At 34.5% G+C, this 17370-nt stretch carries 8 protein-coding genes; 7 read left to right on the top strand and 1 reads right to left on the bottom strand.

Going from position 1 to position 17370, the window contains the following annotated elements:
- The first annotated feature begins 13 nt into the window (after positions 1-13).
- The 6 genes from bglX (at position 14) to J0383_RS21865 (ending at position 14551) form a co-directional block, all read left to right on the top strand.
- Complete coding sequence (gene bglX, locus J0383_RS21890) at positions 14-2296, top strand: beta-glucosidase BglX (protein ID WP_207296077.1); 2283 nt, start codon at positions 14-16, stop codon at positions 2294-2296.
- A 343-nt stretch (positions 2297-2639) separates the two neighbouring features.
- Positions 2640-6794 (top strand): hybrid sensor histidine kinase/response regulator transcription factor, encoded by a 4155-nt coding sequence (locus tag J0383_RS21885; RefSeq protein WP_207296076.1) that lies wholly within the window; start codon positions 2640-2642, stop codon positions 6792-6794.
- Positions 6795-7244: 450 nt separating this feature from the next.
- The gene (locus J0383_RS21880; RefSeq protein WP_207296075.1) at positions 7245-10349 is read left to right on the top strand and encodes a SusC/RagA family TonB-linked outer membrane protein; all 3105 of its coding nucleotides are present in this window, start codon (positions 7245-7247) and stop codon (positions 10347-10349) included.
- Positions 10350-10404: 55 nt separating this feature from the next.
- Complete coding sequence (locus J0383_RS21875) at positions 10405-11928, top strand: RagB/SusD family nutrient uptake outer membrane protein (RefSeq protein WP_207296074.1); 1524 nt, start codon at positions 10405-10407, stop codon at positions 11926-11928.
- A 7-nt stretch (positions 11929-11935) separates the two neighbouring features.
- Entirely contained in the window at positions 11936-13039 is a 1104-nt protein-coding gene (locus J0383_RS21870) for a hypothetical protein (RefSeq protein WP_207296073.1), read from the top strand.
- Between the two features lie 120 nt (positions 13040-13159).
- Positions 13160-14551, top strand: coding sequence for an endo-1,4-beta-xylanase (locus J0383_RS21865; RefSeq protein ID WP_207296072.1), 1392 nt, complete (start codon positions 13160-13162; stop codon positions 14549-14551).
- 82 nt (positions 14552-14633) lie between these two features.
- On the opposite strand, the gene J0383_RS21860 is transcribed toward J0383_RS21865, so the two are convergent.
- Positions 14634-15548 (bottom strand): glycoside hydrolase family 16 protein, encoded by a 915-nt coding sequence (locus J0383_RS21860; protein WP_207296071.1) that lies wholly within the window; start codon positions 15546-15548, stop codon positions 14634-14636.
- A gap of 477 nt (positions 15549-16025) precedes the next feature.
- Here J0383_RS21860 and J0383_RS21855 point away from each other — a divergent pair, with 477 nt between their 5' ends.
- Positions 16026-17315 (top strand): hypothetical protein, encoded by a 1290-nt coding sequence (locus tag J0383_RS21855; RefSeq protein WP_207296070.1) that lies wholly within the window; start codon positions 16026-16028, stop codon positions 17313-17315.
- The last annotated feature ends 55 nt before the right edge of the window (positions 17316-17370 follow it).

Genomic DNA, 17370 nt, shown 5'->3' with positions numbered 1-17370 from the left:
GAAACTATCAAAAATGAAAAAACAAATGAAAAACCACCACATCTTATTTATCGTGCTAATTTGCATAAACAGCTACGCACAATCTAAAAAATATAAGGATACGAGTAAATCAATTGAAGATCGAATTTCACTTTTAATGAAAGAAATGACATTAGAAGAAAAGGTAGGACAAATGAATCAATACAATGGTTCTTGGGATGTAACAGGACCAAAACCAGAATCTGGTTCGAATGAAGAAAAGTACAATAATATAAAAAAAGGATGGGTAGGTTCTATGCTTACAATCCGCGGTGTTAAGCAGGTCAGAGCTGCACAGAAAATTGCCGTTGAAGAAAGCCGTCTTGGGATTCCGCTTCTTTTTGGTTTTGATGTTATACACGGCTATAAAACCATAAGCCCTATTCCGTTGGCCGAAGCCGCCAGCTGGGATTTAGAAGCCATTAAAAATTCAGCACGTGTGGCTGCTCTTGAGGCATCTGCTTCTGGGCTTAACTGGACGTTTGCCCCTAATGTTGATATATCAAATGATGCCCGATGGGGAAGAGTTATGGAAGGTGCCGGTGAAGATCCATATTTAGGAAGTAAAATTGCTGTGGCGAGAGTGAATGGTTTTCAAGGGAAAAATTTTGACAACACTTCAATTATTGCCTGTGCCAAACATTTTGCAGCCTATGGATTTGTAGAAGCAGGCCGCGAATACAACAGTGTAGACATGAGTACTTCTAAATTGTACAATACGGTTTTACCACCTTTTAAAGCAGTGTCTGACGCAGGTGTCCGCACTTTTATGAATTCATTTAATACCTTAAATGGTATTCCTGCTACAGGAAACAGTTTTTTACAAAGAGATATTTTAAAAGGCGCATGGGGATTTAAAGGATTCGTAGTTTCTGATTGGGCTTCCATAGGCGAAATGGTGACACACGGTTACGCTGCCGATAATGCCGATGCGGCTAAAAAAGCAGCAATTGCTGGTTCTGACATGGATATGGAATCGAATGTATATATCACCGAATTAGTTCAGCTGGTAAAAAAAGGACAGGTAAAAGAAAGTATAATTGATGATGCAGTTCGCAGAATTCTTAGAGTTAAATTTGAACTAGGTTTATTTGAAAATCCTTATAAATACTGCGATGAAGCCCGTGAAAAAACCGATATAGGCAGCAAAGCCAATAATGACGATGTTTTAGACATGGCCAAAAAATCAATTGTTTTATTGAAAAATGATAAAAACATACTGCCTTTAAAAAAATCAGGGGTTAAAATTGCTTTAATAGGTGCTTTGGCAAATGATAAAAACAGCCCGTTGGGAAGCTGGAGAATTGCTGCTGATGATAATACCGCAGTATCTGTTCTCGAAGGAATGCAGCAATACAAAGACAATTCATTGGTTTACGAAAAAGGAACTGAAGTTGCTTTAAACAAACAGGCATTTGTAGACGAAGTAAAAATTAATACAACAGATTTTTCTGGATTTGAAGCGGCAAAGAAAGCGGCAAAAGAAGCTGAAGTAGTAATAATGGTTCTGGGTGAAATTGGATTTCAAAGTGGAGAAGCACGCAGCAGAACCCAATTGGATTTACCAGGCAATCAGCAGCAGTTATTAGAAGAAGTGTATAAAGTCAATCCGAATATTGTTTTGGTTTTAAACAATGGACGCCCGCTTGCGTTACCTTGGGCAGCAGTACACATTCCGGCCATTGTTGAGGCATGGCAGTTAGGAACACAATCCGGAAATGCTGTAGCACAGGTTTTATATGGAGATTATAACCCAAGTGGAAAACTTCCAATGTCTTTTCCAAGAAATGTAGGCCAATGCCCTATTTATTACAATTTATACAATACGGGAAGACCAACAGATAAAGATCAAAATGTGTTCTGGTCTCATTATTCTGATGTTGAGAAAACACCATTATATCCTTTTGGTTATGGATTAAGCTATACTTCTTTTGCTTATAAAAATTTAAAAATAGCAAAACCTTCGTTTCAAAAAGGAGAAAAAATTGAAGTTTCTGTTGATGTGACCAATACAGGAAATTTTGACGGAAAAGAGATTGTTCAGCTATATATAAATGATCCCGCTGCCAGTATTGCAAGACCTGTAAAAGAACTAAAAGGTTTTGAACTTATCGAATTAAAAAAGGGAGAAACCAAAACAGTGCAATTTATTTTAACTGATAACGAACTTGGTTTTTACGATAATAACGGTAAATTTTTAGTAGAACCGGGTGTATTTAATGTTATGGCAGGCTGGAATTCTAATGATGGACTTACGGGCAAATTTGAACTAAAATAAAACATTTCAAGAGAAAAAACTGAACACATAGAACATAGAATTCTCCACCTAGCTCTCTGTATTAAAATAGGTAAAACACCTTCTTTTTAAGCATCAAAAGCTATATTTCTATGTGTTAAAAAAAGCTATTCCAGCAAAATACTCTATGTTATCATCCTGAGTACGATAATTCCTTAAAACGGTATTAATCGGACTCAGGATTTTGGCAATATGTCAAATTTGAATAAAAAAAATTAAGTGTTCTATTTAGTTTTATTAATATTGTTTTATATAAGCCAGCAAAAGAAACTCTTCCTAAATTTTATTTTCAAAATAAACGGTTAAATAACACTGTTCCATCCAAATGAAAAATATTTACTCTATTTTTTTATGCCTCTTTAGCTTTACAAACTGTCTGTTTTCACAAGGCAAATTTGACAGCTATCAATTTAGAAGCATACAAGAAACAACTTCAAAAAGAGCTATTTCCACGATCATTCAGGATCATAAAGGCTTTATCTGGATAGGTACAAACGGTGCTGGTTTGTATCGTTATGATGGCGTAAATTATTTCGGATATAAGTACGATAAAAAACCAGGATCTGTAAACAGTAATTTTATTTATACCACTTTTATCGATTCCAAAAACAATCTCTGGATTGGTACTGACGAGGGTTTATGTTTGTACAATAGAGATTTGGATAATTTTACCAAAATCAATATTGAAGACGTCATTACAAAAGGATACAACGAGCCAATTACGGTAAAAACGATTATCGAAGACCATAACGGCGATTTGTATTTAGGCGCTTATGGTTTCGGAATATTTAAATTGAACACTAAGACCTTAAAAGTTTCTTTGGTACAATCAAAAGTTCTTGACAAACCTAATTTTCTAATTAAATCTTCGGTAAAAAATAAACAGGGAATTATTTATTTAGGAACCAGTTATGGTCTTTTGGAAATTGATTTAAACGGAAAAGTCAAACAAGTTTATAAAGACAAATTTAAAAGAGAACCTCTGCTCGATGATATAGAAAATCTGGTGATCGATAAATTTGGATATATATGGCTTGGAACTACAGAAAACGGTCTGATAAAAATTAAACCTGAAACCGATAATTATCAGTTCGAAAGATATACCGTTACTAAAAATAAAATCTTATCTATACTGCAAAGCAGTCTTGGTTATATAGTGTGCGGTACTGAAAACGATGGATTACTGGTAGTAAATTACAAAGGACAGATTCTTAAAAAATACCTGCACAGCAAATACAATAGTTTCAGTTTAAAATCCAATTCTGTATGGTCGTTATATGAAGACAAAGAAAAACGGCTTTGGCTGGGATATTTCAATAAAGGTTTAGGCGTTTTTGATAAACCTAATAACAAATTCAATTCGCTCGAATCTCTTGTCAACAATGAAAACTCGCTGCAAACCAGCTACGTAACCTCAATTATAAAAGATAAAAAAGGAAATTTATTAATCAGCAATGAAGGCGGCGGACTTGATATTTACAGCCTTGCCAATAAAAGCTACATCCATGTAAACAAAACAAATCAAAATTATTATTCTGGTTTGGATGCTGTTGATATTCAGACCATATTTATAGACAGCAAGCAAAATATTTGGATTGGAAGCTGGGATCGCGGCATTTACTTTTTGAAAAATGGAACTTCTCGATTCATCAATTACAATACAGCCAACACAACAGGTTTAAAATCAAACCGAATTTTCAGTTTCTCAGAAGATTCAAAAGGCCGAATCTGGATTGGAACTTTCATCAAAGGACTTCATTATTTTGACAATAAAACAGGCACATTTATTCATTGTGATACTAAACCATTTACAGATCATGATTTGAATAATTCTTTTATTCGCAAAGTTTTTGTAGACTCCGATAATGTATTATGGGTGGGAACAATTTTAGGATTGTATCAGGTAAATTTAAAAGAAGAAACGAGTTTTAAAGTTACAAAAATGCGCGATGCGATGTTCAGCAGCATCTCTAAGCACAATAGCATCCAGAGTATTTTATCTATTTACGAATCTAACGATAAAACTGTATGGATAGGAACTGACGGTCAGGGATTGTTCAGTTACAATAAAAAGAACCAGAAATTTTCCAATTATGACGATTTCCCAGGTTTTAAAGAAAAGTCGGTTCGCGCCATTATTTCAGACAATAGCGGTTCTTTATGGATCAGCGGCGGATTAGGTTTAACAAAACTAGATTTTAAAAGTAAAAAAAGCACCAATTTTAATAAAGATGACGGTCTTATTGATAATGATTTTAATAATAATGCGGTTTTTAAAGATGGAAATGGAGAACTTTATTTTGGCGGTTACGAAGGAGTAAATTATTTTAATCCCAGCGAGATCAAAAAAACAGAAAAAGCTCCTCGTCTGTATTTTAGTGACTTTAAATTATTCAATCGTTCTGTAAAACCAAATGAAGATGCTTCGCCTCTAACCAAAGTAATTTCGCAGACGAAAGAAATTACACTTAACTACACACAATCTGTTTTTACGATTGAATATGTGGGAATTAACTATAACTATTCCAAAAAAAATCAATACGCCTATTATCTCGAAGGTTTTGAAAAAGACTGGAACTATGCTGGCAATAATAGAACCGCAACCTATACCAATCTGGCGCCGGGTGATTATACTTTCAAAGTCAAAGCAGCCAATGCAGATGGCACTTGGGGCAGCGAACAGTTAGAATTAAAAATAAAAATACTCCCTCCGTGGTGGAAAACCATTTGGGCTTATTTAATCTATTCTTCTATTTTAATTTTCTTGATTGTATACCTAAACAAAATCTATCAAAATCGTTTTAAAGCCAAACAAGCAGTTCTTTTCGAAAAAGAAAAAACAATCCAGCTTGAGAAATTAAACAATAAAAAACTACAGTTTTTCACCAACATCTCACATGAATTCAGAACACCTTTAACATTGATTATAAATCCTTTAGAAGATATTTTAAAAAGTAAAAAAATATCTCCTGAAATATACAACAAACTAAAAATTGTACACAAAAGCTCTGACAGACTTTCAAGACTTATCAATGAGCTTATGGATTTTAATAAATTAGAATTCAATAAAATTTCGCTTCAAGCCAAGAAAATTGAAGTCATCGCCTTTACAGAAGCCGTTATAGGTTATTTTTATGAAGAAGCGGCGGCCCGAAAAATTGCCGTAAACTTTGAGTCTTCATTAGAATATCTAGAAGACTGGCTCGATCCTAAAATGCTCGAGAAAATACTTTTTAATATTATTTCAAATGCCTTCAAATTTACACCGGATAATGGCACGATAACTATCTCTATTGAAACCACAGACAGTGATCATGATTTGGTCATTCACGGAGAAAAAGTACCTTCATTTTCAATAACAATCGCAGATACCGGATCTGGAATCCGCAAAAAGGATCTCAATAAAATTTTTGACAGATTCTATCAGGTCAACAATGTAAATAAAGCCTATTACGGCAGCACGGGAATTGGTTTGGAAGTTGTAAAAGAATTTATTGAACTTCACAAAGGGAAAATTGAAGTGGAAAGTGAACTAGGAGAAGGCACAAAATTTAAAGTACTCTTTCCGTTAGGCAATTCTTTTTATAAGAAGAACGAAATTATTGACGAAGTCTTCAATATAGAAAAAAATAAAAATCAATTTTTATCTGACATTCCGGATAATCAAACTCAGGAAGAAGACTTTGCAGAAGAAACAACCGACAGCCCTGCAGAAGATACTGCAAAATCATACACCGTGCTGATTGTAGAGGACAATCCTGAATTAAGAAATTATTTAAAGCAGGAACTCAGCAAATCCTACAAAGTTATTACAGCCGAAAATGGTAAAAAGGGTTATGAGCTTGCTGTACAAAAACTACCCGATTTGATAATTACTGATGTTATTATGCCGGTTATGGATGGGCTGCAGATGTGCAAAAGCATAAAAGGAGATTTAAAAACAAGTCATATTCCGCTCTTAATGCTGTCTGCCAAAGCAATGGTAAAAGACCGCTTAGAGGGCATCGATTCTGGTGCAGATATGTATTTGAGTAAACCATTTGAACTGGATATTCTAAAATCAAGTCTTGCACAGCTTATTACAAGCAGACAACTTATGTTTAAGAAATTCTACAGCGGTATTACCAAACAGGGTAAAGAAAAAACAACAACATTGGATAATGATTTTATTCAAAAAATTCTGCATTTCATTAATGAAAATATCAGCGAACCTGAACTGACTGTAGAACTCCTTTCTTCTAAAATCTATCTAAGCAGAAGCCAGCTGTATCGAAAAATAAAAACCCTGACCGGAGTTTCTGTTAACGAATTTATCAGAAATGTGCGATTGGAAAAAGCAAAACAACTTATTGAGCAAGGCAATAATAACATTAATGAAATCAGTTACAAAGTTGGTTTCACCTCTCCCTCCTATTTTGCCAAATGTTATAAAATTAAATACGGACATTTACCCACTCAAGAAAAAAGAACAAAAGAATAACGTCAGTATTACCCTCAAAATATTCATTAAAAAGAGCTTCAATTTAAATCGAAGCTCTTTTTTTTGTCAGTGATTTTTTTCAAAATGAAGGTTTTAATTTTTCCAATAAAAATATGCATATAAAAAATTATAGTGTAATATTTTAAACAAACAATATTTTTTAAGCAAAAAAATTAGCAATACTTCAGCAGTACTTTTGATGCGTTAGGGGATTTATTTTACCGTTTATAGGGGTTTGAGTGTTCTTTTTGCATCATCTGTTGCACAATATGCATCATTTGTTCTACAATACAACACCTCTACAATATACTTTCGTTAAGAAATATTTAAGAAAAAAGTACTGATGCCAAAACTCAAAATTAGCAGCTCAAAAAACACTTCGATTTTTGAATATTTCTCTAAAACTTAACGATTAACTAATTATTTCAAGTAAACTAAACAACCAATTTTATGCAGAGAAGAACATTAAAAAAACTATTGTGTTTAATAGTATGTATGTGGGGAAATTTTTTCTACGCTCAAACTGTTAAAGGTAAAGTAACATCTGGAGGAAATAGTCTTCCCGGTGTTAGTGTAATAGTACAAGGAACAAAAAACGGAACCGTAACCGATTTTGACGGGAGTTTTGTATTAAACAATGTAGAACCAAAAGCATTATTGCTTTTTAGTTATGTAGGATATAAAAACGTAACACTGCCGGCAGATACAAAATCAGTTATGCAGGTAAACTTAGTAAGCGATCTGGAAAAATTAAATGAAGTGGTAGTTATTGGGTACGGAACTTCAAAACGAAAAGACATCAACGGTGCCGTTTCGTCTATAAAAGCTTCTGAAATTCAGGACAAACCCTTTACTTCTATCGATCAGGCGCTTGTGGGGAAAGCTGCCGGTGTAAATGTCACTCAAAATTCAGGAACACCAGGAGGAGGAATTTCGGTGCAGATTAGAGGAATTACTTCTATCAACGGAAATGAACCTTTATATGTAATTGATGGCACTCCGGTTTTTGCAGATCGAAACAACGATTCATTTTCATTCAGCGCTTTAGGCGGAGGAAATGGACAAACTAAAAATTCAGCTTTATCCAGCTTAAATATTTCAGATATTGAAACTATCGACATTTTAAAAGATGCATCGGCAACTGCTATTTACGGTTCTAATGGTGCAAATGGTGTGGTTTTGATTACGACCAAAAAAGGGAAAAAAGGAAAATCAAAATTTGCGTACGAAACCTATTTAGGAACTCAGGAAATAACCAACACTGTTGATGTTTTAAACCTGCCGCAGTATGCAGCTTATCAAGCTAAAATTTACAAATTAAACGGAGAACCTGTGCCTTATCAATACCAAAAACCTAATTTATTAGGAAATGGTACCAATTGGCAGGACGAACTTTTTAGATCAGCTACAATGTATAATCATCAGCTTTCATTTTCTGGAGAAAAAGAAGGAACACGTTTTTATACCTCTTTAAATTATTTTGATCAGGAAGGAATCGTTTTAAATTCTGATTTCAACAGATTATCGATGCGTTTAAATGTCGATTCTAATGTAAAATCATGGCTTAAAATCGGCAACAGCTTATCTATAAGCAAATCATCGCAGCAAGTCGTAAGAAACGATGATAGAGGCGGATTAGTAATGAACGCCTTAAGACAATCTCCAGAATTACCTGTTAGAAGCCCTGACGGATCTTATGCAGGTCCAACATCTGGTTTAGGTTCATCTGCAAATGAGGCAACAAACCCAATCGCTTTATCAGAATACAATAATTCAACCACAGAAAGATTCAAAATCAACGGAAATCTATTTGCTGATTTTACCCTGATGAAAGGATTAGTTTTTAGATCTGAACTGGGTTATGATTTAAATTTTTCAAAAAACAAAGCTTTTGCACCGAAATATACGCTGGGAAATGTATCAGAGCTTTTAAATAAATCATTCAAACAACAAGATCAGAGCTATTACTGGAACATTAAAAACTACTTGACCTACAACAAAACAATCAACGAAAAACATAATTTCACATTTTTATTGGGTCAGGAGGCACAAGAAAGTTACTATGAATATTTAAGCGGTTACAGAACGGGTGAATTCCTAAACAAAGATTTCACAAATTTAAATATTGGTGATATTGCTACTGCTTTAAATGGAAATGGTTCTGGACGCTGGTCTATGACATCTTATATTTCGAGGCTGAATTACAGTTTCTCAGATCGTTATTCTTTTTCTGCTTCTTTAAGAGCCGATGCTTCATCAAACTTTGGACCTAATAACAAATGGGGTTATTTCCCTTCATTTTCTGGAGGATGGACAGTAAGTAACGAAAAGTTTTTTGAGCCACTATCAAACAGTATCAATTACTTAAAATTCAGAGCTGGTTATGGTCTTGTAGGAAATCAAAATATTCCGGCAAATAGATATCAAACTATTTTATCGCTGCTGGCATCTCCGTTTGGCGGCGTTTCACCAACTATAGACAATTTAGGAAATCCGAATATAAAATGGGAATCTCTTAAATCTTTCAATACTGGTTTCGAACTGGCAATGCTTAATAACAGAGTAAAAATTGACTTTGATTATTACATTAAAAATTCTTCTGATTTCCTAACCAAACAAATCAATGACGAATCAAATCAAAGTGCCCTTAATTATTATCTAAATACAGGTGAAATTGTAACCAAAGGGATTGAACTTACATTAAACACCAGAAATATTGCTACTGAAAATTTTAACTGGGATACAACGATCATTTTTTCAAAATACAATAATGAACTGACCCATTTTCAAGGTCAGGGTAAATCGCTGTTAGGAAAAGTGCAGTTCGATTTATACAACGTTACCAGAACTACCGAAGGACAACCAGTAGGGCAATTTTATGGATATGTAACAGACGGTTTGTTTAAAAATGCAGCTGAATTAGCAGCAGGACCAGTTCAGGAAACAGGAACAGGAGTTGGAGATATTCGTTTTAAAGATCTTAATGGCGATGGAAAAATAGACAGTAAGGACCAGACAGCCATTGGAGATGCCATTCCTGATTTTACTTATGCTGTTACTAATAATTTTAGATATAAAAACTTCAATTTATCAGTGGTTTTAACCGGAAGTCAGGGCAATCAGATTTACAACTTTACACGTCACTATATTGATGGTATTTATCCGGGATTTGGTGACCGATTTGGTAATGTGAGCACACAGGCCATGCATGCTTTTGAACCTGGAGTTAATGAAAATACCGATGTGCCGAGAATTACCCTTAATGACCCAAATGGTAACGGAAGAATCTCGAACAGATTTGTTGAAGATGGTTCTTATTTAAGAATTCAGAATGTTTCTTTAAGCTACGATTTACCAAATAAGATTTTCGATAATTCTATTATATCTAAAGTAAGGTTGTATGTAAACGTTCAAAATTTATATACGTTCACAAAATATACCGGATTTGACCCAGCTCTTGGAAACCTAGACCAGAATATAACATTAAGCGGTATCGATCTAGGACGTTATCCTGTACCAAGAACCACTTCTATAGGAGTAAATTTAGAATTCTAAGCTTTATAAAAACACATTTAATAATGATTCATAATCGTTACATAAAAATTTAGTTATGAAAAAACTTTTTAAACTTTTTTTGATGGGAATGCTGATACCATTGCTATCTTTATTTTCCTGTTCAGATGACTTTTTAGATGCACCTTCTGAAAACCAATTAACACCAGGAGATCTGCCTGAAGGCGTTACCGCTTTTGATGGAATTGCCGAAAGTTTGTACTTTAAACCTTGGTTTGCCTTTAACGACAAATTCCTGATTGCTGTAGGCGACATGTATGCTGGAAATACCTTTACTTTTGACGGTGCCTATTCGCAATTTAAAGATGCTCAAGTAACATCTCAAAACCCAATCCTTACAGAAGGATACGTAGCCTTATTTTCGGTTATCGACCAATCGAATAATTTAATGAGTTTAGTCGAAGACAGAAAAAGTGAACTGCCTGAAGCCTCTTATAAAAATGCTATTGCTATTTCAAGATTTATGAGGGCCAACGCTTATTTCTATCTCGTGAGAACTTTTGGAGCTGTACCCATCATTAATAAAGCAGGATCAGCCGCACAGCCAAAAAGAAACCTAGTATCGGATGTGTACAAATTCATCAAACAAGATTTGGAATATGCTGTAGAAAATTTACCTGAAAGACCAGCCAAAAAGGGATACGTTACCAAATATGCCGCAATGGGAATTCTTGCCAAAGTTCATTTAACTTTAAATGAATATGCTCAATGTGCTGCGCTAACCCAAAAAATCATGGGCAATCAGTACACTTTAATTCAAGAATACGGCAACTTATTCAGCAGCCCAGAAAACAACAATAGCGCAGAAAGTATGTTTGCCCTGCAGTGGAAAGCCATTGCGACAGAATGGGGAACACAAAATACAAATCAAGCTTATATAGTTCCGGGAGGTACAGGAATAACTGGCGGCGGCGACGGATGGGGAGTTTATCTTCCATCTATTTCCCTTCAAAACGGATTTGAACCAAATGACACCAGAAAAAAGAGCACCATCATGACCGATGGTGACTTTTATCCTGAATTATTAAAAAATCAGGGCGGTTTTACCTATAAAAAAATATACTCTTCGACAGCGGCTAACTTTAGAAAATATATTGTAGGTTCTGCTGCCGAACGAAATGATGTCTTTTTTATGAGAACATCACAAAACACGATCATTCTAAGATATTCGGATATTTTATTAATGAATTCAGAAGCAATATTGGCAGGAGGAACTTCCACTACTTCGGCCTCAGCTTTAAGTTCATTTAACGAAGTGAGAGCAAGAGCGGGTTTGCCAGCCAAAACGGTACTGACAAGAGATGATTTATTTAATGAAAGAAGAATTGAATTTGCCCTTGAAGGACAATATTTCTTCGATTTAAAACGCCGAGGCTTGACAGAAGCAACTGCTATTATTTCACAGCAGGAAGTTGGATTTTATTCTGATGATGCCAGAACAGAACTAATTTCAAGAAAAATAACTCCAGGAAGTAATTATTTCGAACTGCCTTTGCCGCAATCTGCTATTGATACCAATCCATCTTTATTAGAACCTCCGGTTCCTTTTAACTTTAACTAACCTTATCATGATTAATAAAATAAAACACGGAATTTTAATTCTTCTGGCGCTCACTTCTTTTACAGCCTGCCAGAATGACGACGCAGTTACTGCCAGCATAGATGCTATGGTGGCCGAACCCGGAGACTTACTAAACCAAGCCTTTCCAATGAATAAAGTCAGAGTTGAAGGCAAAGGTTTGGAAGGATTAAAAAAGATTACACTCGATAATACCATTAATATCAGTTTTAATCCTAACTATAATTCAGATAAATCGTTTATTTTCACTATTCCATTTGATGAAAAACTGGGAAGCAGATTTGGTGTTCAGCCTATTACTTTTACAACTGGAACTGGCTCGGTAACCAAAAATATTGAGATTTTACAGCCTGTTCCCACTATCACCAAAACAACCCCTGCGGTAGCAACTCCAGGATTTCCATTAGAAATTGAAGGAACGTGGTTTTATAATATTTCATCGATAACCCTAGCAGGAAAAGCGGTTAGTTACACGGTAAAATCCGCAACTTCAATTATCATCGGTTTACCTGCTAATGCTGTTTCAGGATCAGAATTAGTTGTTACCACTCCTGGCGGTTCAGCAAAAAAGACAATAGATTTTGCTACCATAATTCTTGTATCTGATTTTGACGGAAATGGTGCTAGAACAGAATGGACATCTTATGGAGATGTTGAAAGCTTCAATACCAGTACTCCGGGTGGCCCAACAGGAAATTACACCACATTAGTATGGGGCGGTTCAACTGCAAATGGTTACAACGGAAGCAGTGGCGGCGGCGGCGCTAGTTTCTTAAGTACTTCTAATACAGATGCAGCAAAAGCTTATATTGATATTGATGTGAGTGCCAATGTGGTTGGGGCTAATTTTGCCATTCAGTTAAATACAATTGACGGCGTAAACTATGGTTATAATTTCAAAATTACCGATGTAAACTGGATCACAAAAACCATATCAATAGCTGATTTTAAAGATAATTACGGTTTTGGTTCTAATACAGCTGCCAATTTAAATCCTTCTAAAATTAATGAAATTAAAGTTGGAGTCGCTCAGGGAGATTCGCCTAACCCAAGTGCCATTAAATTTGATAATATTAAAATTCGTTATCAATAATTAATCTCGCATTTTAACTTAAAAAGAGGCTGTGGTCAAAACGGCCTCTTTTATTAACCCGAATAAATAACTATAAATAATGACATTCTCTCCAAAAGAATGTTTCATAATAAAAACAGTATGAAAAGTAAATTTTTATTAATGCTGGCCAGCATCGTCTTTTTTTTAAATGCATGCTCGAAAGACGATAATGAAACCGTGGAAGCTCTGGAAACACCAGTTGCAAATGCCCCAAAAGATGTAAATGATAATGGTTTTAGAGCAAAATGGAATTATGTTTCCTATTCTAAAAGTTATCTTTTGGATGTTTCGACTACAGAAGATTTTACCACTTTTGTGCCAAACTACAATGCAAAAGAAGTTACAGATTTAAATGATGTTGTAGTAGGATTAACTGGCGGAACGCAATATTTTTATCGCGTTAGAGCCAAATCAGGAACAGAGATTTCAAATTACTCAAATGTAATTAGTGTTGTTACCACAGGTTCGAGCGGTATACCTGAAGATCCGACCTTTTTAAAGGTAAAAGTAAATAAATTGGCTAATCCATTCTTTGTGGGAATGGCTATAAAAGCTTCACAATTGACCAATGGAAGTCCATATGATATAATTTTGAAAAATGAATTCAGCAGTATTTCTGCCGAATACGAAATGAAAATGGATCAGATTTCTACGGCAAGCGGTATTTACAACTGGACTGTAGCCGATAAAATTGTAGCCTACGGAAATGCTAATAACATTAATGTTCATGGTCATGCTTTGGTGTGGCACAATTCAGTACCACAATGGTTAAAAGATTTCTCTGGTACAGATGCTGAATTTGCTGCAGAAGTCAAAAAATACATTACCGATGTAGTGACACATTATGCTGGAAAAGTAAAATCTTGGGATGTTGTAAATGAAGCTGTAGATGATAATGGCGGTACAATGAGAAATACTATTTTCTTGCAGCGAATGGGACCTAATTACGTAAAAGACTGTTTTCAATGGGCACGAGCTGCCGCAACAGCTGCTGGTGATACTTCATTGTTATTATTTTACAATGATTATGCTACTTCAGCTAATACTGCTAAACAAGATAAAGTTTTTAGTTTATTAGATGATTTAAAAGCTGCTAAAGTAATAGATGGTGTTGGTTTTCAAATGCATAATACCTATTTAAGCCCAACAAAAGCTCAAATTGAAGCTGATTTGAACAAAGCTGTGGCAAAAGGTTTAAAAATCCACGTTTCAGAATTGGATATACAAGTAAACCAATTTAATGATATCTCGACTTTTACAAATGAAAGAAGACTAGCCCAAAAAGCAAAATATAAAGAGATGGTGAAAATTTACAATGCGCTTCCTGCCGCCAATAAATATGCTTTAACCATTTGGGGAATGAGAGATAATGAATCTTGGATTCCATACAACACAGAACTGAATCATCCAGGCAATGACTGGCCTTTATTGTACGATGCTAATTTTGCAGTTAAAAGTTCACACACAGGATTTTTAGAAGGTTTAGATTAAATGTAGCCTTCTAAAACTCTAATAAAAAGAAAAGCCTGCGAAACATATTTCGCAGGCTTTTTTTATTGGATAAACAACTAATTTAAATTGGTCTTTTATAAACCGTAACATCATCTACCCACATCATTACCGTTGTAAATAAATTTATTTTATTAGGATCGATAAAATTAGAATCTTTTGAACCTACATTCAAATTAAAAATAATAGAATGTGTCCCAAAATTATTGAAATTTAGATTGGATACACTGCTATTCGTATAGGTGGCAACAGTATTGTTATCAACCTTAATAGTTACGGTCACTACGTTGTCTTTCATTTTCCAGAAAGATTCATATAAATGCCATCCGTTATTTGCATCTACATTAAAACTAGACGGATAATTTCTTTCGGCTGAATTTCCTAATGAGTTTGTACCTACAGTAGTTCCGTAAAAAATATTCGAAGTAAAACGACTTGCATTGGGCGCAAATGAATACCCCTCCATAATATCGATTTCTCCTTTTGTTGGCCAGCCATTTCCCTGTACAGACCAAAACGCCGGCCACGCCCCATACGTATCTTTAAAAGATTTATAAGTACCGCCGTCCATCGCTATTAACTTAATATTCGCCGACAGCATGTACTCTGTGTTATTTTCGGGCTTGTATTGGTAATTAGAAGTTATAAAACCAGATTGGTATTTATAGGCATTTAACTTTGTAGTCTTGATTTCCAAGCATTGTTTTCCATCTCTCCATTGTGTACTGGGCACTGAACTAGAATAGTCACAATACCACGAGTTATAATCGGCTCGTTGTTCTTTTGTCCATTGTGACAAATTAGATCCTACATCAAAGGTGTCTTCAAATTGTTTTACCCAGGGAGATCCGGCGACTTTTTTAGTACTTCCATTTGTACTCGCATCAACTGATGATTTTTCGGTTACAGAACTTTCAGCGCAAGAAGAAAATCCTAAAATGCATGTTAGCAATACGGTAATCTTGTTTAATTTTCTCATAATTTGTGGTTTAGATATTTAGTTATAATTAAATACTAAAATTAACCTTATGAGATTTAATAGGATAATACATTTGAAGCGGTTACTATAATGGATGTTGTATTTTTACTACAAATACAAAAGCACCATAACTTTTAGAGGAAGATTGTTTATAAAAACAAATTAGCGCCCAATTCTAAACTAAATTAAACTGCATATTCATTGGATAAACTAATTTCTATATTGAAAAATAAGGAAAGTTTACGTCAAACTAAAAAATTTCTGTAGTAAAAATCAGTCTTTTTCTTTTTAATTTAACTTAATTATATAATTTAAATAGATTTTTGTTAAAGTTCTCAGATAAAATTGTTAAATTTGAGTAAAGTGTTCAAGACTCTGCTCAATTTGCATAATTTTGTGAATAGTCCTAGTAGTACTAGACTCTGGCATTTTATTTGCTGAAAATAAGAATGTATAATACCTAAAGCCCCCAAGACTATGAAAAAAATTACTCTAATGATTTGCCTGTTGCTGGCAGCAGCGGGTGTAAATGCACAACAGGAAAAAGGAATAATTGGGTACAGCAACTGGCTGGACAACTGGACTGAATTCAAGCCTCACAAGTCTGAAATCAGAGATGCAAATCAAATTTTAGCTGGGAATATTGCCGAGAACACTAAACTATTAAAAAGAAACGTATACATTCTTCAAGGTAATGTGTATGTGACTAATAATGCTGTTCTTACTATTGAACCTGGTACCGTGATTATTGGAGATGCTGAAACAAAAGGAACTTTAGTAATTACAAAAGGTGCTAAAATTATGGCTGAAGGCCAAGAAACAGATCCTATTGTATTTACCTCAAACCGCAGCATGAAAAAAGCTGGTGACTGGGGAGGTGTAGTAATTCTTGGAGATGCACCAATCAATAAATTTGGCAGCGCTGGTGCCTATACTATGGATCTTGATCCTGCCCTAACTGTATACGGAGGAAACAATCAAGCAGGAAACTCAGGAATTTTAAAATTTGTTAGAATTGAATTTGCTGGAAAAAAAGTAAAAGGTGCAGATACTTTTAATGGACTGACTATTGCAGGTGTTGGAAACAAAACTGTTTTAGAAAACATTATGGTAAGCTACTCAGGAGGTGATTCATTTGCTTTTTATGGCGGAGATGTAAATGCTTCTCAACTAGTTTCATACAAATCAATAAACGATGATTTTAAATTTACTCAAGGAATCCAATGCCGTCTTTTTAACTCTTTAGCCGTAAGATCTTCTTATTTATCAAGTAATAAAGATGGTTCTAGATGTTTAGAAGTAAAATCATATGAAAAGAAAAGTGAAACTGACTTTACTAAAAAAGGTACATTCGTTTCTGCTTCAAACATAACAATGTTGAATGACAGCGAAAATATTAAAGCTGATATCCAAGCTGGTTTAGTAAAAGAAGCTGTATATGTTGCTGAAAATGCTTCTTTAGAATTAAAAAGAAGCGTAGTTTCAGGTTTTAATCCTGCAGTTCTTTTAGACAGCAAAACTGAAATCAATGCTGATAACTTAAAGAAAATCAAATTTGAAGAAATGTTTTTTAACCAATGCAGCGGTAACATCTTTACAGAAAACAGAAGTGACAATGCAGATTTAGAAAACTGGTATGGTAACAGCGTATTTTTTAACGTGTATGCTCAAAGCGACAACAAAGAAACTTTTGTAGACGTATACAATCAAAAAAGACCTGACTACAGACTTCAGTTAGGAAAAATTACTGCTTCAAGCGGAAAATAGATTTCTATACATAAAAATAAAAAAGGAAACAGAATAACTGTTTCCTTTTTTATTT

Source organism: Flavobacterium endoglycinae (genome assembly GCF_017352115.1).
In the GTDB taxonomy this organism is placed as follows: Bacteria; Bacteroidota; Bacteroidia; order Flavobacteriales; family Flavobacteriaceae; genus Flavobacterium; species Flavobacterium endoglycinae.
This window is presented reverse-complemented; position numbering and strand designations above follow the sequence as displayed.